The 20,153-nt window shown below is 61.4% G+C and carries 15 protein-coding genes; 13 read left to right on the top strand and 2 right to left on the bottom strand.

What is annotated here, in order from left to right:
* Positions 1 to 78: 78 nt before the first annotated feature.
* Positions 79 to 555 carry a hypothetical protein gene (locus tag RHP75_RS18595; RefSeq protein WP_311089494.1) on the top strand — a complete coding sequence of 159 codons (477 nt, stop codon included), beginning with the start codon at positions 79 to 81 and terminating at the stop codon, positions 553 to 555.
* A 100-nt stretch (positions 556 to 655) separates the two neighbouring features.
* On the opposite strand, the gene aceF is transcribed toward RHP75_RS18595, so the two are convergent.
* Together aceF and aceE are read right to left on the bottom strand one after the other, a co-directional pair.
* Positions 656 to 2,335 (bottom strand): dihydrolipoyllysine-residue acetyltransferase, encoded by a 1,680-nt coding sequence (gene aceF / locus RHP75_RS18590; RefSeq protein ID WP_311089493.1) that lies wholly within the window; start codon positions 2,333 to 2,335, stop codon positions 656 to 658.
* Between the two features lie 11 nt (positions 2,336 to 2,346).
* Positions 2,347 to 4,992 carry a pyruvate dehydrogenase (acetyl-transferring), homodimeric type gene (aceE, locus tag RHP75_RS18585; protein ID WP_311089492.1) on the bottom strand — a complete coding sequence of 882 codons (2,646 nt, stop codon included), beginning with the start codon at positions 4,990 to 4,992 and terminating at the stop codon, positions 2,347 to 2,349.
* Between the two features lie 266 nt (positions 4,993 to 5,258).
* Here aceE and glnE point away from each other — a divergent pair, with 266 nt between their 5' ends.
* The 12 genes from glnE to RHP75_RS18525 all read left to right on the top strand — a co-directional run bounded on the left by glnE (position 5,259) and on the right by RHP75_RS18525 (position 20,150).
* Complete coding sequence (gene glnE, locus RHP75_RS18580; protein WP_311089491.1) at positions 5,259 to 8,207, top strand: bifunctional [glutamate--ammonia ligase]-adenylyl-L-tyrosine phosphorylase/[glutamate--ammonia-ligase] adenylyltransferase; 2,949 nt, start codon at positions 5,259 to 5,261, stop codon at positions 8,205 to 8,207.
* 71 nt (positions 8,208 to 8,278) lie between these two features.
* Positions 8,279 to 9,202, top strand: a complete 924-nt coding sequence (locus RHP75_RS18575; protein ID WP_311089490.1) for a branched-chain amino acid transaminase — start codon at positions 8,279 to 8,281, stop codon at positions 9,200 to 9,202.
* A 111-nt stretch (positions 9,203 to 9,313) separates the two neighbouring features.
* Positions 9,314 to 10,348 carry a lipopolysaccharide heptosyltransferase II gene (gene waaF / locus RHP75_RS18570; protein ID WP_311089489.1) on the top strand — a complete coding sequence of 345 codons (1,035 nt, stop codon included), beginning with the start codon at positions 9,314 to 9,316 and terminating at the stop codon, positions 10,346 to 10,348.
* A 1-nt stretch (position 10,349) separates the two neighbouring features.
* Positions 10,350 to 11,351: a lipopolysaccharide heptosyltransferase I gene (gene waaC / locus RHP75_RS18565; RefSeq protein WP_311089488.1), complete on the top strand. Its 1,002-nt coding sequence runs from the start codon at positions 10,350 to 10,352 to the stop codon at positions 11,349 to 11,351.
* Positions 11,351 to 12,472 carry a glycosyltransferase family 4 protein gene (locus RHP75_RS18560; protein WP_311089487.1) on the top strand — a complete coding sequence of 374 codons (1,122 nt, stop codon included), beginning with the start codon at positions 11,351 to 11,353 and terminating at the stop codon, positions 12,470 to 12,472. Before waaC ends, RHP75_RS18560 begins: the two co-directional genes overlap by 1 nt.
* Complete coding sequence (gene rfaP / locus RHP75_RS18555; RefSeq protein WP_311089486.1) at positions 12,469 to 13,275, top strand: lipopolysaccharide core heptose(I) kinase RfaP; 807 nt, start codon at positions 12,469 to 12,471, stop codon at positions 13,273 to 13,275. The genes RHP75_RS18560 and rfaP overlap by 4 nt, the downstream gene beginning before the upstream one ends.
* 53 nt (positions 13,276 to 13,328) lie before the next feature.
* Positions 13,329 to 14,327, top strand: coding sequence for a glycosyltransferase family 9 protein (locus RHP75_RS18550; protein WP_311089485.1), 999 nt, complete (start codon positions 13,329 to 13,331; stop codon positions 14,325 to 14,327).
* Entirely contained in the window at positions 14,327 to 15,061 is a 735-nt protein-coding gene (locus RHP75_RS18545) for a lipopolysaccharide kinase InaA family protein (RefSeq protein ID WP_311089484.1), read from the top strand. Before RHP75_RS18550 ends, RHP75_RS18545 begins: the two co-directional genes overlap by 1 nt.
* Positions 15,058 to 15,804 (top strand): lipopolysaccharide kinase InaA family protein, encoded by a 747-nt coding sequence (locus RHP75_RS18540; RefSeq protein ID WP_311089483.1) that lies wholly within the window; start codon positions 15,058 to 15,060, stop codon positions 15,802 to 15,804. The genes RHP75_RS18545 and RHP75_RS18540 overlap by 4 nt, the downstream gene beginning before the upstream one ends.
* Complete coding sequence (locus tag RHP75_RS18535) at positions 15,801 to 17,261, top strand: lipopolysaccharide kinase InaA family protein (protein ID WP_311089482.1); 1,461 nt, start codon at positions 15,801 to 15,803, stop codon at positions 17,259 to 17,261. The genes RHP75_RS18540 and RHP75_RS18535 overlap by 4 nt, the downstream gene beginning before the upstream one ends.
* Positions 17,262 to 17,275: 14 nt before the next feature.
* Positions 17,276 to 19,030, top strand: coding sequence for a carbamoyltransferase (locus RHP75_RS18530; protein ID WP_311089481.1), 1,755 nt, complete (start codon positions 17,276 to 17,278; stop codon positions 19,028 to 19,030).
* A complete protein-coding gene (locus RHP75_RS18525; RefSeq protein WP_311089480.1) occupies positions 19,017 to 20,150 on the top strand; it encodes a glycosyltransferase in 1,134 nt (377 codons plus the stop codon). Before RHP75_RS18530 ends, RHP75_RS18525 begins: the two co-directional genes overlap by 14 nt.
* Positions 20,151 to 20,153 lie beyond the last annotated feature (3 nt).

The following is a 20,153-nucleotide window of genomic DNA, read 5'->3' as shown; positions in this document are numbered from 1 at the left end:
TATAGCGTCGGGTAAGGGTGCATCATGCAATTGCGACTGACAAGAAAACTAATATCCGCAGTGCTGCTGAGCAGCTGTATGGCCACCTCAACGGTCTTCGCCGCTGAGCCTGACACGGGTTTGAGCAGTGCCGAACAGGGCAATTATCTGCTCGAATTGAAACGCCTTTATCTGACCCAGAATGACCGCCAGGCGTTGTTGGCGCACTGCAATGATCTGCTAAAAACCTACGCCCTGCGAGCCGCCTATCAGGTCGGCCAGGCGCAACGCCAGGACCTGCTCTATCAGTTGCGTCAGGGCGAGTCCGGCGAGTTGCTGCTGCGTGAGGAAACTCGCGGCCTGCAGGGTACCGATATTGCTGTGCGTAACCAGCGGGTGCCGCTGTTTGGCGTTGATCCTTTCGTGCGTTACGAGTGCCCGACCAGCGGCATCAGCTGCGTGCTGCACAACCCCAACGATGGCAGCCCAATGCTGACCATTGTGCGCGATCACAAGGGCGCTGCCGAACTGGCCAAGGCCCTGAGCTTTCTGATCCGCAATCTGCAGAAAGGCTGATCGCCTTCCGCAGCTTTTATCGCTAGCGCACGCCTAAAAAAAACCCCGCCTAACAGGGCGGGGTCGAGGGTACGAGCGTGGCTGCTCGAAAGTTGATGCGTTACAGCAGCATGGTGCGGATGTCCGCCAGCACGTCACCCAGGCGCTTGGTGAAGCGCGCAGCAGCGGCGCCGTTGATCACCCGGTGGTCGTAGGACAGCGACAGCGGCAGCATCAGCTTGGGCTGGAAGGCTTTACCGTCCCAGACTGGCTGGATGGTGGCCTTGCTGACTCCGAGGATCGCCACTTCCGGCGCGTTGACGATCGGCGTAAAGCCGGTGCCGCCAATATGGCCGAGGCTGGAAATGGTGAAGCAGGCGCCCTGCATATCGTCGGCCGAGAGCTTCTTGGTGCGCGCTTTCTCAGCCAGGGCGGCGGCTTCGGCAGCCAGTTGCAGCAGGCTCTTCTGATCAACGTTCTTGATCACCGGGACCAGCAGACCATCCGGGGTGTCCACGGCAAAGCCGATGTGCACGTATTTCTTGCGGATGATCGCTTTGCCGCTTGGCGCCAGTGAGCTGTTGAAGTCCGGCAGTTCCTTGAGCAGGAAGGCGCAGGCCTTGAGCAGCAGTGGCAGCACGGTGAGTTTGACCCCAGCCTTTTCCGCTACGGCTTTCTGCGCGACGCGGAAGGCTTCCAGCTCGGTGATATCAGCCGAATCGAACTGAGTCACGTGCGGCACGTTGAGCCAGCTGCGATGCAGGTTGTTGGCGCCGACCTGCATCAGGCGGGTCATCGCCACTTCTTCGATTTCACCAAACTTGCTGAAGTCCACCACCGGGATCGGCGGGATACCCGCACCACCGGTTGTACCGGCGGCTGGGGCTTCCTTGGCTTTCTGCATCATCGCTTTGACGTAAGCCTGCACATCCTCTTTGAGCACGCGGCCTTTCGGCCCGGTGCCCGGTACAGCGGACAGCTCGACGCCGAACTCGCGCGCCAGCAGGCGTACTGCAGGACCGGCATGCACCTTGGCGCCGTCGCGCTTAGGGGCGGCGGCAACGTTGGCGGCAGCGGCTGCCAGCGAGGCAATCGCACCGACTTCGGCGGCGACCGCAGGATGCGCGCCGGCCGGAACCTTGTGCACATCACTGGCGTGTGCAACGGCGGGTGCAGCGGCTGGTGCCGGTGCTGCGGCGGCAGCGGGAGCCGCAGCGGCGCCGGCCACTTTCAGTTTGAGGATGAAATCACCGGTGCCGACTTCGTCTTCCAGTTTGACGCTGATGCTTTCCACCACGCCGGCAGCTGGCGAGGGGATTTCCATGCTGGCCTTGTCCGATTCCAGGGTGATCAGCGACTGATCGGCTTCGACGCTATCGCCGACCTTGATCAGAATCTCGATGACCCTGGCTTTGCCGTCCGAGCCGATATCCGGCACATGCACGTCCTGCACGCTGCTGCTGGCCTGCGCGGCTGGCGCAGGCGCGGCGGCCGGAGCGGGAGCAGCAGCTGCTTTGGGTGCTTCAGCCGGTGCTGCGGCAGGCGCCGCTGGTGCGGCTTCGGTAGCGCCTTCGGCTTCCAGCTCAAACAGTTCGTCGCCTTCTTTCAGGCGGTCGCCCAGCTTCACTTTCAGGCTTTTCACCACGCCGCCTTTCGGCGCGGGGATTTCCATGCTGGCCTTGTCCGATTCCAAGGTCAGCACGCTCTGATCGGCCTCGATGCGATCACCGACCTTGACCATCAGTTCGATTACTTCACCCTCACCACCACCGATGTCGGGTACGCGAATCAATTCACTCATCGTTTCGCTCCTTAGCAGTCCAGTGGGTTGAGTTTTTCCGGGTTGATGCCGAACTTGACGATGGCCTCGGCCACCACTTTCGGTTCGATATCACCACGGTCGGCGAGTGCTTCCAGGGCAGCCAGAACAACCCAGTTGCGGTCCACTTCGAAGAAGTGGCGCAGCTTCTTGCGGCTGTCGCTGCGGCCGAAGCCGTCGGTGCCCAGCACCTTGAATTCCTTGCTCGGCACCCACTGGCGAATCTGCTCGGCGAACAGCTTCATATAGTCGGTGGAGGCGATGACCGGGCCTTTACGGCCGCTCAGGCACTCTTCCACGTAGGTCTGCTTGGGCTTCTGGCCCGGGTGCAGGCGGTTGCTGCGTTCCACGGCCAGGCCGTCACGGCGCAGTTCGTTGAAGCTGGTCACGCTCCATACGTCTGCAGCGACATTGAACTCGTCACGCAGGATCTTCGCCGCCTCGCGCACTTCACGCAGGATGGTGCCGGAACCGAGGAGCTGCACATGGTGCGCGGCTTCCTTCTTGTCCTCTTCGAGCAGGTACATGCCCTTGATGATGCCTTCCTCGGCGCCCGCCGGCATGGCAGGCTGCTGGTAGGACTCGTTCATCACGGTGATGTAGTAGAAGACGTCCTGTTGCTCTTCGGTCATCTTCTTCATGCCGTCCTGAATGATCACCGCCAGCTCGTAGCCGTAGGTCGGATCATAGGTGCGGCAGTTGGGGATGGTCGCTGCCATCAGGTGGCTGTGACCGTCCTCGTGCTGCAGGCCTTCACCGTTCAGCGTGGTACGACCGGCGGTACCGCCGATCAGGAAGCCACGGGTGCGGCTGTCGCCAGCGGCCCAGGCCAGGTCGCCAATGCGCTGGAAGCCGAACATCGAGTAGAAGATGTAGAACGGCAGCATCGGCTGGTTGTGGCAGCTATACGAGGTACCGGCAGCGATGAACGACGACATGGCACCGGCTTCGTTGATGCCTTCCTCGAGGATCTGACCCTTCTTGTCTTCGCGGTAGAACATCACCTGGTCTTTATCGACTGGCTCGTAGAGCTGGCCGACCGAGGAGTAGATGCCCAGCTGGCGGAACATGCCTTCCATACCGAAGGTACGTGCTTCGTCCGGGATGATCGGCACGATGCGCTGGCCGATGTCCTTGTCCTTGACCAGCTGCGCGAGGATGCGCACGAAGGCCATGGTGGTGGAAATTTCACGGTCGCCCGAGCCGTCGAGGATGGCCTTGAGAGTATCCAGTGGCGGTGTTGGGATGCTGAAGCTCTTGGCGCGGCGCTGCGGCACAAAACCGCCGAGTGCGGCGCGGCGTTCGCTCAGGTAACGGGCTTCGGCACTGCCTTCTTCCGGCTTGAGGAACGGCAGGTTTTCCAGCTCTTCGTCCTTGACCGGGATGTCGAAGCGGTCGCGGAACTGCTTGAGGCTGTCGACATCGACCTTCTTGGTGTTGTGCGCGGTGTTCTTCGCTTCACCGGCGCCAGTGCCATAACCCTTGACGGTCTTGGCCAGGATCACGGTCGGCTGCTCTTTGTGGTTGACCGCCTGGTGATAGGCCGCATAGACCTTGTACGGGTCGTGGCCGCCACGGTTGAGCTTCCAGATCTCGTCGTCAGACAGATCGGCCACCATCGCCTTGAGTTCTGGCGAGTTGAAGAAGTGCTCGCGGACGAACGCGCCGTCTTTGGCCTTGTAGTTCTGGTATTCGCCGTCGATGACTTCGTCCATGCGGCGCTGCAGGATGCCGTCGACGTCTTTGGCCAGTAGTGGGTCCCAGAAACGGCCCCATACGACTTTGTTGACGTTCCAGCCACCGCCACGGAACACGCCTTCGAGCTCCTGGATGATCTTGCCATTACCGCGTACCGGGCCGTCGAGGCGCTGCAGGTTGCAGTTGATGACGAAGATCAGGTTGTCCAGCTTCTCGCGGCCAGCCAGGGAGATTGCGCCGAGGGATTCCGGCTCGTCGCACTCGCCGTCACCCATAAAGCACCAGACCTTCTGCTTGCCGGCCGGGATAAAGCCGCGCGCTTCCAGGTACTTCATAAAACGTGCCTGGTAGATCGCCTGAATCGGGCCCAGGCCCATGGAAACCGTCGGGAACTGCCAGAAGTCCGGCATCAGCCACGGGTGCGGATAGGACGACAGGCCTTTGCCATCGACTTCCTGGCGGAAGTTGTTCATCTGGTCTTCAGTGATGCGGCCTTCCATAAAGGCGCGGGCGTAAACGCCGGGCGATGCGTGGCCCTGGAAGAAGATCAGGTCGCCGCCGTGCTCCTCGGTAGGGGCCTGGAAGAAGTAGTTGAAGCCGATGTCATACAGGGTCGCCGAGGACGCGAAGCTGGAGATGTGGCCGCCCAGGTCCGAGTCTTTCAGGTTGGTGCGCATCACCATGGCCAACGCGTTCCAGCGCACCAGCGAGCGAATGCGGCGTTCCATAAACAGGTCGCCAGGCATGCGTGCTTCGTGGGTCAGCGGGATGGTGTTGCGGTAGGGCGTGGTGATCGCATACGGCAGCTGTGAACCACTGCGGGTGGCCAGCTCGCCCATACGGGTCATCAGGTAATGTGCGCGGTCTTCACCCTCGTTATCGAGGACGGACTCAAGGGCGTCCAGCCATTCCTGGGTTTCGACGGGATCGAGGTCTTGCATGGCTTGCTCCAGGGCGGAAAGGCTTCCAGAATCGGAGGCCAGGTTTCGTGGCCGACTTCGTGAGTGGCCGCGTGAATTCTTGGATTGACCGGGGGTAGGACCGGCTGCGTGTAGTTTTACTACATTCAGACGCCGATTTCAGCCTTTTGGATACAATCTTTGGTAGTAAAACTACAATTATTTTTCTGCCAGTGATTCGACCCGCTCTAGCGTGGGTGGTGCCATCCATGATCGCTGCACTGGCAGACCGCTAAAAAGGATAGACCATGAGCCTGCCCGCGCTGGCCTCTTTGCCTGCTGCCTTGTCCCCCCTCGCACTGCGTGCCGAACAGTCCCTGCAGTACGCATTTGCTGAGCTTTCCAGTGAGGCGGCAGCGGCTTTCGCAGGTTGGCCACGCGCGCGAGTGGAGGCGTTGCAGCGGGTGGGTGTTGCCAGTGATTTCGTGGTGCAGCAGGGCCTGCGCGACCCGCAGATGCTGCTCGATCTGGCCGCCAGTGGTGAACTGGAACGCAGCCTCGGGGCGGGCGAATTGCGCGGCCAATTGGCGCATGCGCTGGAGGAATGCGCTGATGACGACGAGCTGGGGCGACGCTTGCGGCGCTTCCGTAACCGTCAGCAGCTGCGCATCATCTGGCGCGATATCAGCCGCCAGGCGGATTTGATCGAAACCTGTCGCGACCTTTCCGACCTGGCCGATGCCTGCATCGACCTGGCTTATCAGTGGCTCTATCCACGCCATTGCGCGCAGTTCGGCACTCCCATCGGCCGGCGCAGCGGTCAGGCGCAGCATATGGTCATCCTCGGCATGGGCAAGCTGGGCGCCCATGAGCTGAACCTGTCGTCAGACATCGACCTGATCTTCGGCTACCCCGAAGGCGGCGAAACCGAAGGGGTGAAGCGCCCGCTGGATAATCAGGAGTTCTTTATCCGTCTCGGTCAGAAGCTGATCAAGGCGCTGGATGTGATTACGGTGGAGGGCTTCGTCTTCCGCACCGACATGCGTCTGCGTCCATATGGCTCATCCGGGTCGCTGGTGTTCAGCTTTAACGCGCTGGAGCAGTACTACCAGGACCAGGGCCGCGACTGGGAACGCTACGCGATGATCAAGGCGCGGGTGGTCGGTGGTGACCAAGCCGCCGGCGCGCAGCTGCTGGAGATGCTGCGGCCCTTCGTTTACCGGCGTTATCTGGATTTCTCGGCGATTGAAGCACTGCGTGCGATGAAGCAGCTGATCCAGCAGGAAGTGCGGCGCAAGGGTATGGCCGAGAACATCAAGCTGGGTTCGGGTGGCATTCGCGAAGTGGAGTTTATCGCCCAGGCTTTCCAGCTGATTCACGGCGGTCGCGACCTCAGCCTGCAGCAGCGCTCGCTGTTTGCCGTGCTGAATACCCTGCGCGACCAGGGCTACCTGCCGGCCGCAGTGACCGACGAGCTGCGCGACGGTTACGCCTTCCTGCGTTATGCCGAGCATGCGCTGCAGGCCATCGATGATCGGCAGACGCAGATGCTCCCGGACAACGATCAGGACCGTGCGCGGGTGGCCTTTATCATGGGCTTCGACAGCTGGCAGGCGTTCCACGAGCAGCTGATGCACTGGCGCGGCCGCGTTGACTGGCACTTCCGCCAGGTGATCGCCGACCCTGATGAAGAGGAAGGTGGTGAGCCGGTCGAAGAGGCCGTGGGCTGCGAGTGGTTGCCGCTCTGGGAGGATGTGCAGGACGAAGAAGCCGCGTGCCGGCAGTTGGCCGAGGCCGGCTTTACCGAGCCGCAATCGGCCTGGCAGCGCCTGGCGGGGCTGCGCAACGGCAATCAGGTGCGCGCCATGCAGCGCCTTGGCCGCGAGCGTCTGGATGCCTTTATTCCGCGGCTGCTGGCGCAAGCAGTGGAACATGAGAATCCGGACCTGGTGCTGGAGCGTGTGCTGCCGCTGATCGAAGCCGTGGCGCGGCGTTCGGCTTATCTGGTGCTTCTCACGGAAAACCCCAGTGCGCTGCAGCGCCTGCTGACCCTGTGCGCTGCCAGTCCATGGATCGCCGAGCAGATCACCCGCTTCCCGCTGCTGCTCGATGAGCTACTTAATGAAGGGCGTTTGTTCAAGCCGCCGCTGGCGCCTGAGCTGGCGGCCGAGCTGCGCGAGCGGCTGATGCGTATTCCCGAAGAGGATCTGGAGCAGCAGATGGAGGCGCTACGCCACTTCAAGCTGGCGCACCGCTTGCGCGTGGCCGCCTCCGAGATTGCCGGCACTCTGCCGCTGATGAAGGTCAGCGACTACCTGACCTGGCTGGCCGAGGCGATTCTCGACCAGGTGCTGGCCCTGGCCTGGCGCCATACGGTGAGCCGCTATGGCGCGCCGCGCCGCGCTGACGGCAGCGTCTGCGATCCGGATTTCGTCATCGTCGGCTACGGCAAGGTCGGCGGCATCGAGCTGGGCCATGGCTCGGACCTCGACCTGGTGTTTATCCACGATGGCGACCCGCATGCGGAAACCGATGGCGAAAAGTCCATCGACGGCGCGCAGTTCTTCAATCGTCTGGGCCAGCGCATCATTCACCTGCTCACCACGCAGACCAACTCCGGCCAGCTCTACGAAGTCGATATGCGCCTGCGCCCGTCTGGCGCGGCGGGTCTGCTGGTCAGCTCGTTGGGCGCCTTCGAGCGTTATCAGCAGGGCGAAGCCTGGACCTGGGAGCATCAGGCGTTGGTGCGGGCGCGGGTGCTGGTGGGTTGTGCGCGGGTCGGTAAGGCCTTCGAGGCAGTGCGCGCCGGCGTATTGGGCCGCGAGCGCGACCTGGCCACCCTGCGCACTGAAGTCAGCGAGATGCGCGCTAAGATGCGCGACAACCTCGGCAGCAAGGCCACGGCGGCCGGCACCGCGGCGAATGCCTTCGAAGCCACGTCGCCGTTCGACCTCAAGCAGGACGCCGGAGGTATCGTCGATATTGAATTTATGGTGCAATACGCGGCCCTGGCCTGGTCGCGCCAGTACCCGGAATTGCTTGAGTTCACTGACAATATTCGCATTCTGGAAGGGCTGGAGCGGGTTGGCTTGCTCCCCGGCGAAGATGCCCGCTTGCTGCAGGATATCTACAAGGCCTACCGCAGTGCCGCGCACCGCCAGGCCCTGCAAAAGCAGCCTGGGGTGGTCAGCGGTGAGCAGTTCGCCGATGAGCGGCGCACGGTGATGCGCATTTGGCAGGAACTGGGTTTGAACTGAATTTGAAGAGGTCGGGCGCTTAAGGTGGCCGGCCAAATGCTGTACCAATCGAATGTGAGGAGCAGGCAACTATGTCGATGGCCGATCGTGATGGCGTGATCTGGTATGACGGCGAGCTGGTGCCGTGGCGCAACGCGACCACCCACGTGCTGACCCATACCCTGCACTACGGCATGGGCGTGTTTGAAGGCGTGCGCGCCTACAACACCCCGCAAGGCACGGCGATCTTCCGCCTGCAAGCGCACACCGACCGCCTGTTCGACTCGGCCCACATCATGGGCATGAAGATTCCGTTCAGCAAAGACGAAATCAACGAAGCCACCCGCGCCGCCGTGCGGGAGAACAACCTGGAAAGCGCCTATATCCGCCCGATGGTGTTCTACGGATCTGAAGCCATGGGCCTGCGCGCCAGTGGCCTGAAAACCCAGGTGATCGTCGCGGCCTGGAGCTGGGGCGCCTACATGGGCGATGAAGCCCTGCAGGTGGGCATCAAGGTGCGCACCAGCTCCTTTACCCGTCACCACGTAAACATCTCGATGACCCGCGCCAAGGCCAACGGCAACTACATCAACTCGATGCTGGCCCTGCAGGAAGCCATCTCCGGCGGCGCCGACGAAGCGCTGTTGCTGGACCCGGAAGGCTACGTGGCCGAAGGCTCGGGCGAGAATATCTTCCTGGTCAAAAACGGTGTGATCTACACCCCGGAAGTGACTTCCTGCCTCAATGGCATCACCCGTAACACCATTCTGACCCTGGCAGCCGAACACGGCCTGGACGTGGTCGAGAAGCGCATTACCCGCGATGAAGTGTATATCGCCGATGAAGCCTTCTTTACCGGCACCGCCGCCGAAGTGACGCCGATTCGTGAAGTCGATGGCCGGCAGATCGGTGCAGGTCGTCGCGGGCCGATCACCGAGAAGCTGCAAACCGCTTATTTTGATCTGGTGACGGGTAAAACCGATGCCCACGCTGAGTGGTGCACGCTGGTCAAATAACTGTCTGGCATGGGCTGGATGCTGCTGCATTCGGCCCGCAGGCTAGGCTGATAGTCGAGCGTTGAGTCTGTCCGGGAGGCGAAAGCCTCCTTGGTCGTTTCTGGAAGTGGCATGAAAATACTGATCGTAGGCCCCAGCTGGGTGGGCGACATGGTGATGGCGCAGACACTGTTTCAGTGTCTGCAACAGCGTCACCCCGGCTGTGCAATCGATGTGCTGGCCCCCGAGTGGAGTCGGCCGATTCTTGAGCGTATGCCCGAAGTGCGTCAGGCCCTGAGCTTTCCGCTCGGTCATGGCGTGCTGGAACTGGCCACGCGGCGCACGATCGGCAAATCCCTGGCCGGCCAGTATGACCAGGCGATTCCCCTACCCAACTCGCTGAAGTCCGCACTGGTACCGTTTTTCGCCGGTATCCCCAAGCGCACCGGCTGGAAGGGCGAGCTGCGCTACGGCCTGCTCAACGATATCCGCACGCTGGACAAAGAGCGCTACCCGCTGATGATCGAGCGCTTTATGGCACTGGCCTTCGAGCCCGGCGCCGCGCTGCCGCAGCCTTATCCACGCCCTGCCTTGCAGATCGATGCGCAGAGCCGCGACGCAGCTTTGGCCAAGTTTGGCCTGAGCCTGGATCGCCCGGTATTGGCGCTGTGCCCAGGGGCTGAGTTTGGTGAAGCCAAGCGCTGGCCGAGCGAGCATTACGCCAAGGTTGCCGAGCTGAAGATCCGCGCCGGCTGGCAGGTGTGGATATTCGGCTCGAAAAACGATCACCCGGTCGGCGAAGACATCCGCAGTCGGCTGATTCCTGGCTTGCGCGAGGAAGCGGTTAACCTGGCTGGCGAAACCAGCCTGGCTGAAGCAGTTGACCTGCTGTCCTGCGCCGGTGCTGTGGTGTCCAACGACTCCGGTCTGATGCATGTGGCGGCTGCGTTGAATCGCCCGCTGGTAGCGGTCTACGGTTCGACTTCGCCAGGCTTTACCCCGCCACTGGCCGAACAGGTGGAAATCGTCCGCCTGGGCCTGGAATGCAGCCCGTGCTTCGACCGCACCTGCCGTTTCGGTCACTACAACTGCCTGGGTCAGCTCAAGCCGCGCCCGGTGATCGAGGCGCTGGATCGCCTGGTTAGCGACCCTGTCGAGGTTGAATAGCTTGCGGGTACTGTTGATCAAGACCTCCTCACTGGGCGATGTGGTGCACACCTTGCCAGCGCTGACCGATGCGGCGCGCGCCATTCCCGGCATTCAGTTCGACTGGGTGGTGGAAGAGGGTTTTGCCGAGATTCCCGCCTGGCACCCAGCCGTGGCACAGGTTATCCCGGTGGCGATTCGCCGCTGGCGCAAGCACCTCTGGCAGACCCTGAAAAATGGCGAGTGGAAGCGCTTTAAGCAGCGGCTCGGCGAAACCAAGTACGACCTTGTCATCGATGCCCAGGGCCTGCTGAAAAGCGCATGGCTGACCCGTTACGTCAAAGCGCCAATCGCTGGTCTGGATCGCGATTCAGCGCGTGAGCCGCTGGCCAGTCGCTTCTATGAACGCTGCTATAGCGTGCCGCGCGAGCAGCATGCCCTTGAGCGTACTCGCCAGTTATTCGCCCAGGCGCTGGGCTATGCGCTGCCAGCAGGCGCTGGTGACTACGGCCTGAACCGCGCGCAACTGGCTGACTCTGTATCGCAGCCTTACTTGCTGTTTCTGCATGGCACCACTTGGGCAAGCAAACATTGGCCGGAGGCCGATTGGCGTGCGCTGGCCGAGCAGATGAGTGCACAAGGCTGGGCTGTGCGCTTGCCTTGGGGCAATGAGGCCGAGAAGGCTCGTGCCGAGAGAATCGCCGCCGGCATTGAAAACGCTGCGGTGCTGCCCAAATTAAATCTTGCAGGCGTGGCTAAAGTGATCGCCGGTGCTAGCGCCTGTGTGGCGGTGGACACCGGCCTCGGCCATCTGGCCGCTGCGCTGGATGTACCGAGTATTTCCCTGTATGGCCCGACCCTGCCAGGGCGCGTCGGTGCCTATGGTCGTGGTCAGGTGCACCTGTGCGCGACGGGGCCGAATGCGGGCTCGGGTGATCGCCACAAACCTTGTTTCGACGGCCTGGATGCGGAGCGTGTGGCCACACAATTGCAGGCCCTGTTGCTGGCCGAGGACGTTGTCTGATGCAGCTCGCGTTTATCCTCTACAAATACTTCCCCTTCGGCGGCCTGCAGCGCGACTTTATGCGCATCGCCCTGGAGTGCCAGGCGCGCGGTCATGCCATTCGCGTCTACACCCCGATCTGGGAAGGTGAAGTGCCTGCGGGCTTCGAGGTGGTGGTGGTGCCGGTCAAGGCGCTGTTCAACCACAAACGCAATGAAAAGCTCACCGCCTGGGTCGAGGCGGACCTGGTCAAGCGTCCGGTGGATCGGCTGATTGGCTTTAACAAGATGCCTGGCCTGGATGTCTACTACGCCGCCGATGGCTGCTATGAAGACAAGGCGCAGACCCTGCGTAACCCGTTGTACAAACGCTGGGGGCGTTACAAGCACTTTGCTGATTACGAACGTGCGGTGTTTGCCCCCGAGTCGAAGACCGAGATTCTGATGATCTCCGAAGTGCAGCAGCCGCTGTTTATCAAGCATTACCACACCCCGCAGCAGCGCTTTCACCTGCTGCCGCCGGGTATCGCCGCAGACCGCCGTGCGCCGGACAATGCCGCCGAGATACGCGCCGAGTTCCGCGCCGAGTTCAAGCTGGCGGATAACGACCTGCTGCTGGTGCAGATCGGCTCCGGCTTCAAGACCAAGGGCCTGGATCGCAGCCTCAAGGCCCTGGCCGCCTTGCCGCGCGAGCTGAAACAACGCACCCGTTTGATCGCCATCGGTCAGGACGATCCGCGTGCTTTTCAGCTGCAAGCCAAGGCGTTGGGGGTGTCCGATCAGGTGCAGATTCTCAAGGGGCGCAGCGATATTCCGCGTTTCTTGCTCGGTGCTGATCTGTTGATACACCCGGCCTACAACGAGAACACCGGCACCGTGCTGCTGGAGGCGCTGGTCTCCGGCCTGCCTGCGCTGGTGACCGATGTGTGCGGCTATGCCCACTACATTGCCGAAGCGGATGCCGGGCGGGTGTTGGCCAGCCCGTTCGAGCAGGAGCGGCTCAACCATCTGCTCGCCGATATGCTGGCCGATGATCAGCGCCGCGCGTTCTGGTCGCGCAATGGCTTGGCTTACGCCGACAGTGCCGATCTGTATTCCATGCCGCAGCATGCGGCCGACATTATCCTGGCGACACGTTCATGAAGCTGGTACTGGCTGAGCCCTTTAAAAGCCTGTGGGCCGGGCGCGATGCCTTTGCTGCTGTTGAGGCGCTGCAGGGGCAGGTGTACCGCGAGTTGGAAGGTCGCCGCACGCTGCGCACCGAAGTCGATGGGCGCGGCTATTTCGTCAAGATCCACCGCGGCATCGGCTGGGGTGAAATCGTCAAGAACCTTCTCACCGCCAAGCTGCCGGTGCTAGGTGCGCGCCAGGAGTGGGAGGCCATTCAGCGTCTGACCGAAGTCGGTGTCGCGACCATGACCGCCGTGGCCTACGGCGAACGCGGCAGCAACCCAGCAGCGCAGCATTCCTTTATCGTCACCGAAGAACTGGCACCGACTACCGACCTCGAGCAACTCAGCTTGAACTGGGCGCAACAACCGCCCGAGCCACGCCTCAAGTGGGCGCTGATCAAGGAAGTGGCGAGCATGGTCGGTAATATGCATCGCGCCGGTGTTAACCACCGCGACTGCTATATCTGTCACTTTCTGCTGCACACCGATAAACCGGTCACCGCCGACGATTTCCGCCTGTCGGTGATCGACCTGCACCGCGCCCAGGTGCGCAATCAGCTGCCGTTACGCTGGCGCAACAAGGACCTGGCTGCGCTGTATTTCTCTGTGCTGGATATCGGCCTGACCCGGCGCGACCGGCTGCGTTTTTTGCGCGCTTATTTTCAACAGCCGTTGCGCCAGACGCTCAGCGCCGAGCGCCCGCTACTCGCCTGGCTGGAGCGCAAGGCAGAGGCGCTGTATGCGCGCAAGCAGCGTTATGGCGATGCGTTGTAAGTGGCGATAGGCGGAGTGCCTGTCGTATCGAATGAGTTTGAAGGGGCTGTGAAATGAAATTCCAGGGTTTGACCGTTGCAGTGTTGCCACCCAAGGCATTGGGGGATGTGACCCTGTATCTGCACCTGGCCTGGCAGTTCCATCAGGCGGGCGCGCGGGTGCGCTTTATCTCCAATACACTGTTTTCGGCGCGGGAGTTTTTTACCTGGCTGCAGGTTGAGCCTCTAGAGCAGGTGGACCTGCATGCTCTGGCCGGTGAGTGCGATCTGGTGGTCGCCTATTTTGGTCATCTGGCGAAAAAAGACCCCGCCGAGCGTGAGCGCAGCCTGGAGCGCGACAATATCGCCTACGTCACGGCGAAGAAGCTGCCCAGGGATATTCCCTTGCAGGGCCGCAACGTGACCGTGGCTGGGCAGTGTTTCAAGGCTGCCAGCATGCCGTTCTGTATGCAGTCGCGCGCGGGCCTGTCTATGCGCGAGTGGATTGATCGTTATGTGGAGACGGTCTATGGCATTCCGGTTGCTGACTCCCTTGATATGGTCTGCCCCAGCCTGCGGCGTGAGCCTGGCAATCGGGTGTTGATTTTCCCAACGTCACCACACCGCAAGAAAAACTACTCTATGGGCGGCTTTCGACGTTTGGCCCAGTCACTGCGTAAGCAGGGCTGGCAGGTCGAATTTATTGGCATGCCATCTGAGAGCAAAGAGTTGCAAGCCTTCTTCCGTGGCTTTCCGGTGTTCACCTTCGCCGATATACGCGGCCTGATGGGACATATGGCCGGTATTGCCGCGGTAATCAGCAACGACTCTGGGGGCGGCCATCTCGGTTCGATGATGGGGCTGCGCACCTTCACGATTGCGCGGCGCCATGCAAGTTTTGTCTGGCGCCCTGGGTTCAATACCAAGGGGTTGGTTGTGGCGCCGCGTTTTCGCTTCAAATGGCTGGATGGCGACTATATCTGGCGGCCTTTTGTACCGGTCGGGCGAATTATCGAGGCCTTGGGGCGCTATACGGCCGTCGGCGTAGCGACGCCGCAGAGCGAGGCGCGCTGATGTCGGGTTGGAATCTGGCGCCTGAGTACGAGGGGTTGAGCGATGAGTTTGGTTCCCTGCAGGCGGTATTCGCCTTGCAGGGGCGGCGCTTGACTCGCGATCCGCTGTCGGAAGTGATCCTGGTTGAATTCGCGGGCGTGCGTTATTACGTCAAGCGCTACTGGGGTGGCGGCAAGGGGTTGCGGCGCTTTGTCGGCCGCCCCCGAGTCAAGGCCGAATGGCAGAACCTGAAGAACTTCGCCAAGTGGGGCATTCCCACTGCACCGATCGTTGCTTATGGATTGGAGCGACGCTTGGGTACATTCGTGCGTGGTGCGTTAATCACTCGCGAGCTGGAAAACACGCTAGACATGGCCCATATGGCCAAACATCAGGACTCGCGATTTGGCGATCCACGTTGGGTGGCGACTATCAGCGCGCAGTTGGCGCGAGCCACCCGTATTTTGCACGATCACCACTTTGCCCATAACGATCTGAAGTGGCGCAACCTGCTGGTTAATGAGCGCGCAGAGCTGTTTCTGATTGATTGTCCGACTGGCGCTTTCTGGTGGGGGCCGCTCCTCAGCTACCGGGTCGTCAAGGATCTGGCTTGCTTGGATAAGGTTGCCAGCAAGGTGCTTTCACGCAGTCAGCGCCTGCGCTTCTACTTGCAGTACTGCGGGCGTGAGCGCCTTGGCTCGACTGACAAGCGACGGGTACGGCAGATCGTGAAGTTCTTCGAGGGAAGGGAATGAGCGACTTTATTGCGGCGCAGGATCGCGCCTTGCTTGAGCGGCATGGGCTGACCAGTTTCGAGGCGTTATGGACGCTGCAACTGGAAGCGGTGGATGAGCCCAACACTGAGCGTGGCGGCTGGAGTAGCGTGTATCGGTTGGATCTCGGCGAGGCGGCGTTTTACCTCAAGCGCCAAAGTAACCACCTGACCCGCAGTCTGTTGCATCCCTTCGGCGAGCCCACCTTTGCCCGTGAATTTCGCAATATTCGCCGTTATGCAGCGTTGGGTATTCCCGCGCTGCATGCGGCGTTTTTTGCCGAGCGCAAATTGCCGGGTGAGCGGCGTGCTGTGCTGCTGACTCGCGCTCTGGATGGCTGGCAGGATCTGGATGCCTGGTTGCCCGGCTGGGCGGCGCTCGAAGAGACGCGTCGTGCAGCGATTCTAAAAGCTTGTGGTGAGCTGGCCCGGCGTCTACACCAAGCTGGGCAGATGCATGGCTGCTTTTACCCCAAGCATGTCTTCCTGCGTGAGAGTGCTGAAGGCTTCGAGGCACAGTTGATTGATCTGGAAAAGACCCGCCCATTGCTGTTCGGCCAGCGAGACCGGATAAAGGATCTGGAACCATTGTTGCGCCGCGCCTGTGTGTGGAGCGAGGCTGAGGTCGGCTTGCTGCTGGCGGCCTATCTTGGTGAGACAGCGGATCTTGGCTGCTGGAGTGAGCGTCTCGATGCGCGCCGGCGGAATAAGGAGGCGCGGCGATGAATTTGGTGGGTCTCAGTCAGGCTGGACGTGCGCCAGAGTTACCGCTGTCCATAGCGTTGGCTGATGCAGCGGGCTCTGCTGAGTTGACCCTGCAACGACTGTTGCGTGTGTTGCCTGGGCAGCGCTATGTCGGCGTGGCCGAATGGTGCGGCCAGCCAGTGCTGGCCAAGTTGCTGGTGGGAAACAAGGCTGCGCGACATTTTCAGCGCGAGCGTGATGGCGCCCTTCTGCTCGCGGAGCAAGGGCTGAATACGCCGCAGCTGTTGGCGGATGGGCTGCGTGACGGTGAGGGCGGCTGGCTGCTGTTCGAGTATCTGCAAGGTGCTGAAAGCCTGTGGGAGGCTTGGCGCGCGGTGGAACATCAGCCGCTGCTGAGTGCCGATCAACAGGCGGTGCTGGCTGAGGCGCTAGTCAGCATCGCGCAGATGCACCTCAAGGGGGTGTGGCAGGCAGACCTGCATCTGGACAACCTGTTGCGGCATAACGGCCAGCTGTTTGTTATCGACGGCGGCGGTGTGCAGGTTGAGACGGCAGGTAAACCGCTGTCGCGCGCCAAGGTGCTGGAAAACCTTGGGGTGTTCTTCGCCCAGCTGCCCGCCGAATTGACGCCGTTTATCGAAGAGCTGCTGGTGCATTACCTGCTGGCGAACGGCGAACATGCCTTGCCGCTGGAAGCGTTACTCAAAGAAGTGGAAAAAGTGCGCCAATGGCGTTTGCGCGATTATTTGAAGAAAATCGCCCGCGATTGCAGCCTGTTCGCCGCAAAAGTCGGTGCGTTCGGCCTTCAGGTGGTTCGCCGCGACAAGCAGGCTGAGTTGCAGCCGCTGTTGAGTAATCTGGATCAGCTCACCGAGCAGGGCCATATCTACAAGACCGGTGGCGCGGCCACCGTGGCGCAAGTGCAACTGCAAGGGCGTCCGCTGGTGGTCAAGCGCTATAACGTGAAGAGCCTGGCGCATTGGCTCAAGCGCTTCTGGCGACCCAGCCGCGCCTGGCACAGCTGGGTCGAGGGCAACCGCCTGCAGCTGCTGGGCATCGCCACGCCACAGCCACTGGCCGTGCTAGAGCGGCGCTGGTGCTGGCTGCGCGGGCACGCCTACCTGATTACCGAATACTGCGGTGGGCAGGATATAATCGCGCGTTTTCAGGCGTTCCACGATGGATCGCCCCCAGAAAGCGACCTGTTGGCTCTTGATCGTCTGTTCGCTGCCTTGTTGCGCGAACGCATCAGTCACGGCGATTTCAAGGGGCACAACCTGTTCTGGGACGAGCGCTTGGCGTGCTGGTCGCTGATTGATCTCGACGCCATGCAGCAGCACCGCAGTGCGCGCAGTTTCGCCAGGGCCTATGCTCGCGATCGCGCCCGTTTTCTGCGTAACTGGCCCGCCGACTCGGCGCTGCACCAGTTGCTCAACCAACGTTTACCGCTGACGCCCGCCGTCGGCTCAGCAGACTAAAAGAGGCACAACCAGTGGCATTGACGATTCTCGGCCTTTCCGGCGCCCTCAGCCATGATCCATCCGCCGCCCTGTATATCGACGGCAAGTTGATCGCGGCCGCCGAAGAAGAGCGCTTTGTGCGCGACAAGCACGCGAAGAACCGCATGCCCTACGAGTCGGCCAAGTTCTGTCTGGAACAGGCCGGGATCAAACCGTCCGACGTTGATGTGGTGGCTATTCCGTTTGCGTCGATCAGCATCTTCGAGAAAGCCCGCTGGCAATATGCCAAGCGCTACTGGTACGCACCGGATCGCGCCCTCGATGCGATCCTCATGGGCAATCGTCGCTACAAGCGTTACCACAAGAAGATTCAATGGTGCCTGGAGCAGCTCGGTTTCGACCTGAAGAAAATCAAGATCGAGCCGGTCGAGCACCACCTGGCCCACGCCGCCAGCGCCTACCACTGCTCGGGCTTTACCGAGAAGACCGCGATCCTCGGCATCGACGGCAAGGGCGAGTACGCCACCACCTTCTTCGGTTACGGCGAGAACGGCAAGATCCACAAGATCAAGGAATTCTACGACCCGGATTCGCTCGGCGGCCTGTACGGCGCGATCACCGAGTTCCTTGGCTTCGAGATGCTTGACGGCGAGTTCAAGGTCATGGGCATGGCGCCTTATGGCGATGCGGCCAAGTATGATTTTTCGCGCCTGGCCAAGTTCGAGAACGGCGAGCTGATCATCAACACCGAGTACGCCAACGTCATTGGTTTCCGCCGCTACAAGGAAAACGGCAAGGGTTACTACTTCTCGCCCAAGCTGATCGAGTGGTTGGGGCCGAAGCGCCAGGGCGACATTGCGGACGATCCGTACATCCACTACGCCGCCAGCATGCAGGCGCTGTTCGAGAAGCTGGCGCTGGAGATGATGGAGTACTACCTCGGTGACATCATCCGCGAGACCGGCAAGATTGCCTTCGCCGGTGGTTGCGCGCTGAACGTCAAGCTGAACCAGAAGATCATCGCGCGCGACGATGTGAAAGAACTGTTCGTCCAGCCGGCGTCCGGCGATGCCGGTACTTCGGTTGGTGCAGCTGCCTACATTTCCCACCAGCGCGGCGTGCCGGTGGAAAAGATGGAGCACGTCTATCTCGGCCCGTCCTACAGCAACGAAGATGTGATCGCCGCCTGTGCTCGTCACCCGAGCAAGCCGGTGTTCAAACAGATCGACAACATGCCGCAGCGCATCGCCAAGATCATGGTCGACGCCAATCCAGTGGCCTGGTTCCAGGGCCGCATGGAGTTTGGTCCGCGCGCCCTCGGTGGTCGTTCGATCATCGGCTGCCCGAGCGTGGCCGGTGTGGCTGATCGCATCAATGAACAGATCAAGTTCCGCGAGCGCTGGAGGCCGTTCTGCCCGTCGATGCTCGACACCGTCGGCCCGCAGATGCTCAAGGTCGATCACCCGAGCCCGTTTATGACCTTCACCTTTGAAGTCAACGACGAGTGGAAGACCCGCGTCGGCGAAGTGGTGCACGAAGACGGCACCTCGCGCGCCCAAGTGCTTAAGCGCGAATATAACCCGCGCTATTACGACATGATGCTGGAACTGGAAAAACTGACCGGCAACGGCGTGTCGCTGAACACCTCGCTGAACCGCCGCGGCGAGCCAATGATCTGCTCGCCGACCGATGCGCTGAACATGTTCTACGGCTCTGACCTTCAGTACCTGATCATGGAAGATATCTTGGTGGTCAAGGACGGCAAGGATTGGTATGACAACGTCTGAGGTCGCGGAGACCGCTCAGTCGTGGGTGCTGCAGTTCTGTCACGGCTATGACGGCCCCTTCCTCGATTGCGCGCGGCAGTACGCCGCGCTCTTTGTTGGTACGCCTTATAAAGTGTGCACTGTGTACCTGACGGGTAAACCGAGTTCTGCGGTCGAGCAAGGCTCGGCATCTGACGAGGTGCTTTTCCTCGACTACTCGAGTCGCGACGTGCGCGGCCTCAAGCTCAAGGCGATCCGCGACCTCAAGCGTATTGCCGCTTCGCGCGACTTCAAATTCTGCATCGCCCATCGTTTTAAACCGATCTACGTCGCCCTGTTGGGCAGCGATCTACCAGTGATCGGTGTGCATCATGCGTTTGGCGACTACAAGCGGCGCACGCGCCAGCTGTTTGCCAATTTCTTCCGCAAGCGCCTGGCCTTGCTCGGGGTTTCCAATGCGGTGCGCGATGACATGCGTGCCTGCCTGCCGAACTGGGCTTCCGAGCGTATCGAGACGCTGTACAACCGCATCGACGTCGCCGCTGTGCAGGCTGCGCAGGTTTCACGCGAGGCAGCGCGTGAGCACCTGGGCTTACCTCAGGATGCCTGGGTGGTCGGCAATGTCGGGCGCCTGCACCCGGACAAGGATCAGGCCACTCTGATCAAGGGCTTCGCCCAGGCTTTGCCGCAGTTGCCGGTGGGTAGTCTGCTGGCAATCATGGGCAGCGGGAAGCTGGAAGAGTCATTGAAAAGCCTTGCCAGTGAGCTCAGGGTGAGTGATTCGGTGCGTTTTCTTGGTCAGGTGGTGAACGGGCGTAACTATTTCAAGGCGTTCGATGTTTTCGCTTTGACGTCTGATCATGAGCCGTTTGGCATGGTACTGCTGGAAGCCATGGCTGCAGGCGTGCCAGTGATCTGCAGTGATTGTGGTGGCGGGCGTGAGGTGGTGGTCGACAGTGGTCGGCTGTTCCCGTTAGGCGCTGCTGCGGCTCTGGCGCAGACGTTGATAGAGCAGGCCCAGACCACCGATAAATTGGCGATGCTGCAACAGCGGATGGTGCAGCGCTTGCAAGCAGAGTTTTCCGATCAGGCCGTGACTCAGCGTTTCAGGGCGCTGCCGTTGCTCAACTCGGTTATGTGAGCC

Origin of the sequence: Pseudomonas sp. SG20056, assembly GCF_031764535.1 — a bacterium.
Lineage (GTDB): Bacteria > Pseudomonadota > Gammaproteobacteria > Pseudomonadales > Pseudomonadaceae > Aquipseudomonas.
This window is presented reverse-complemented; position numbering and strand designations above follow the sequence as displayed.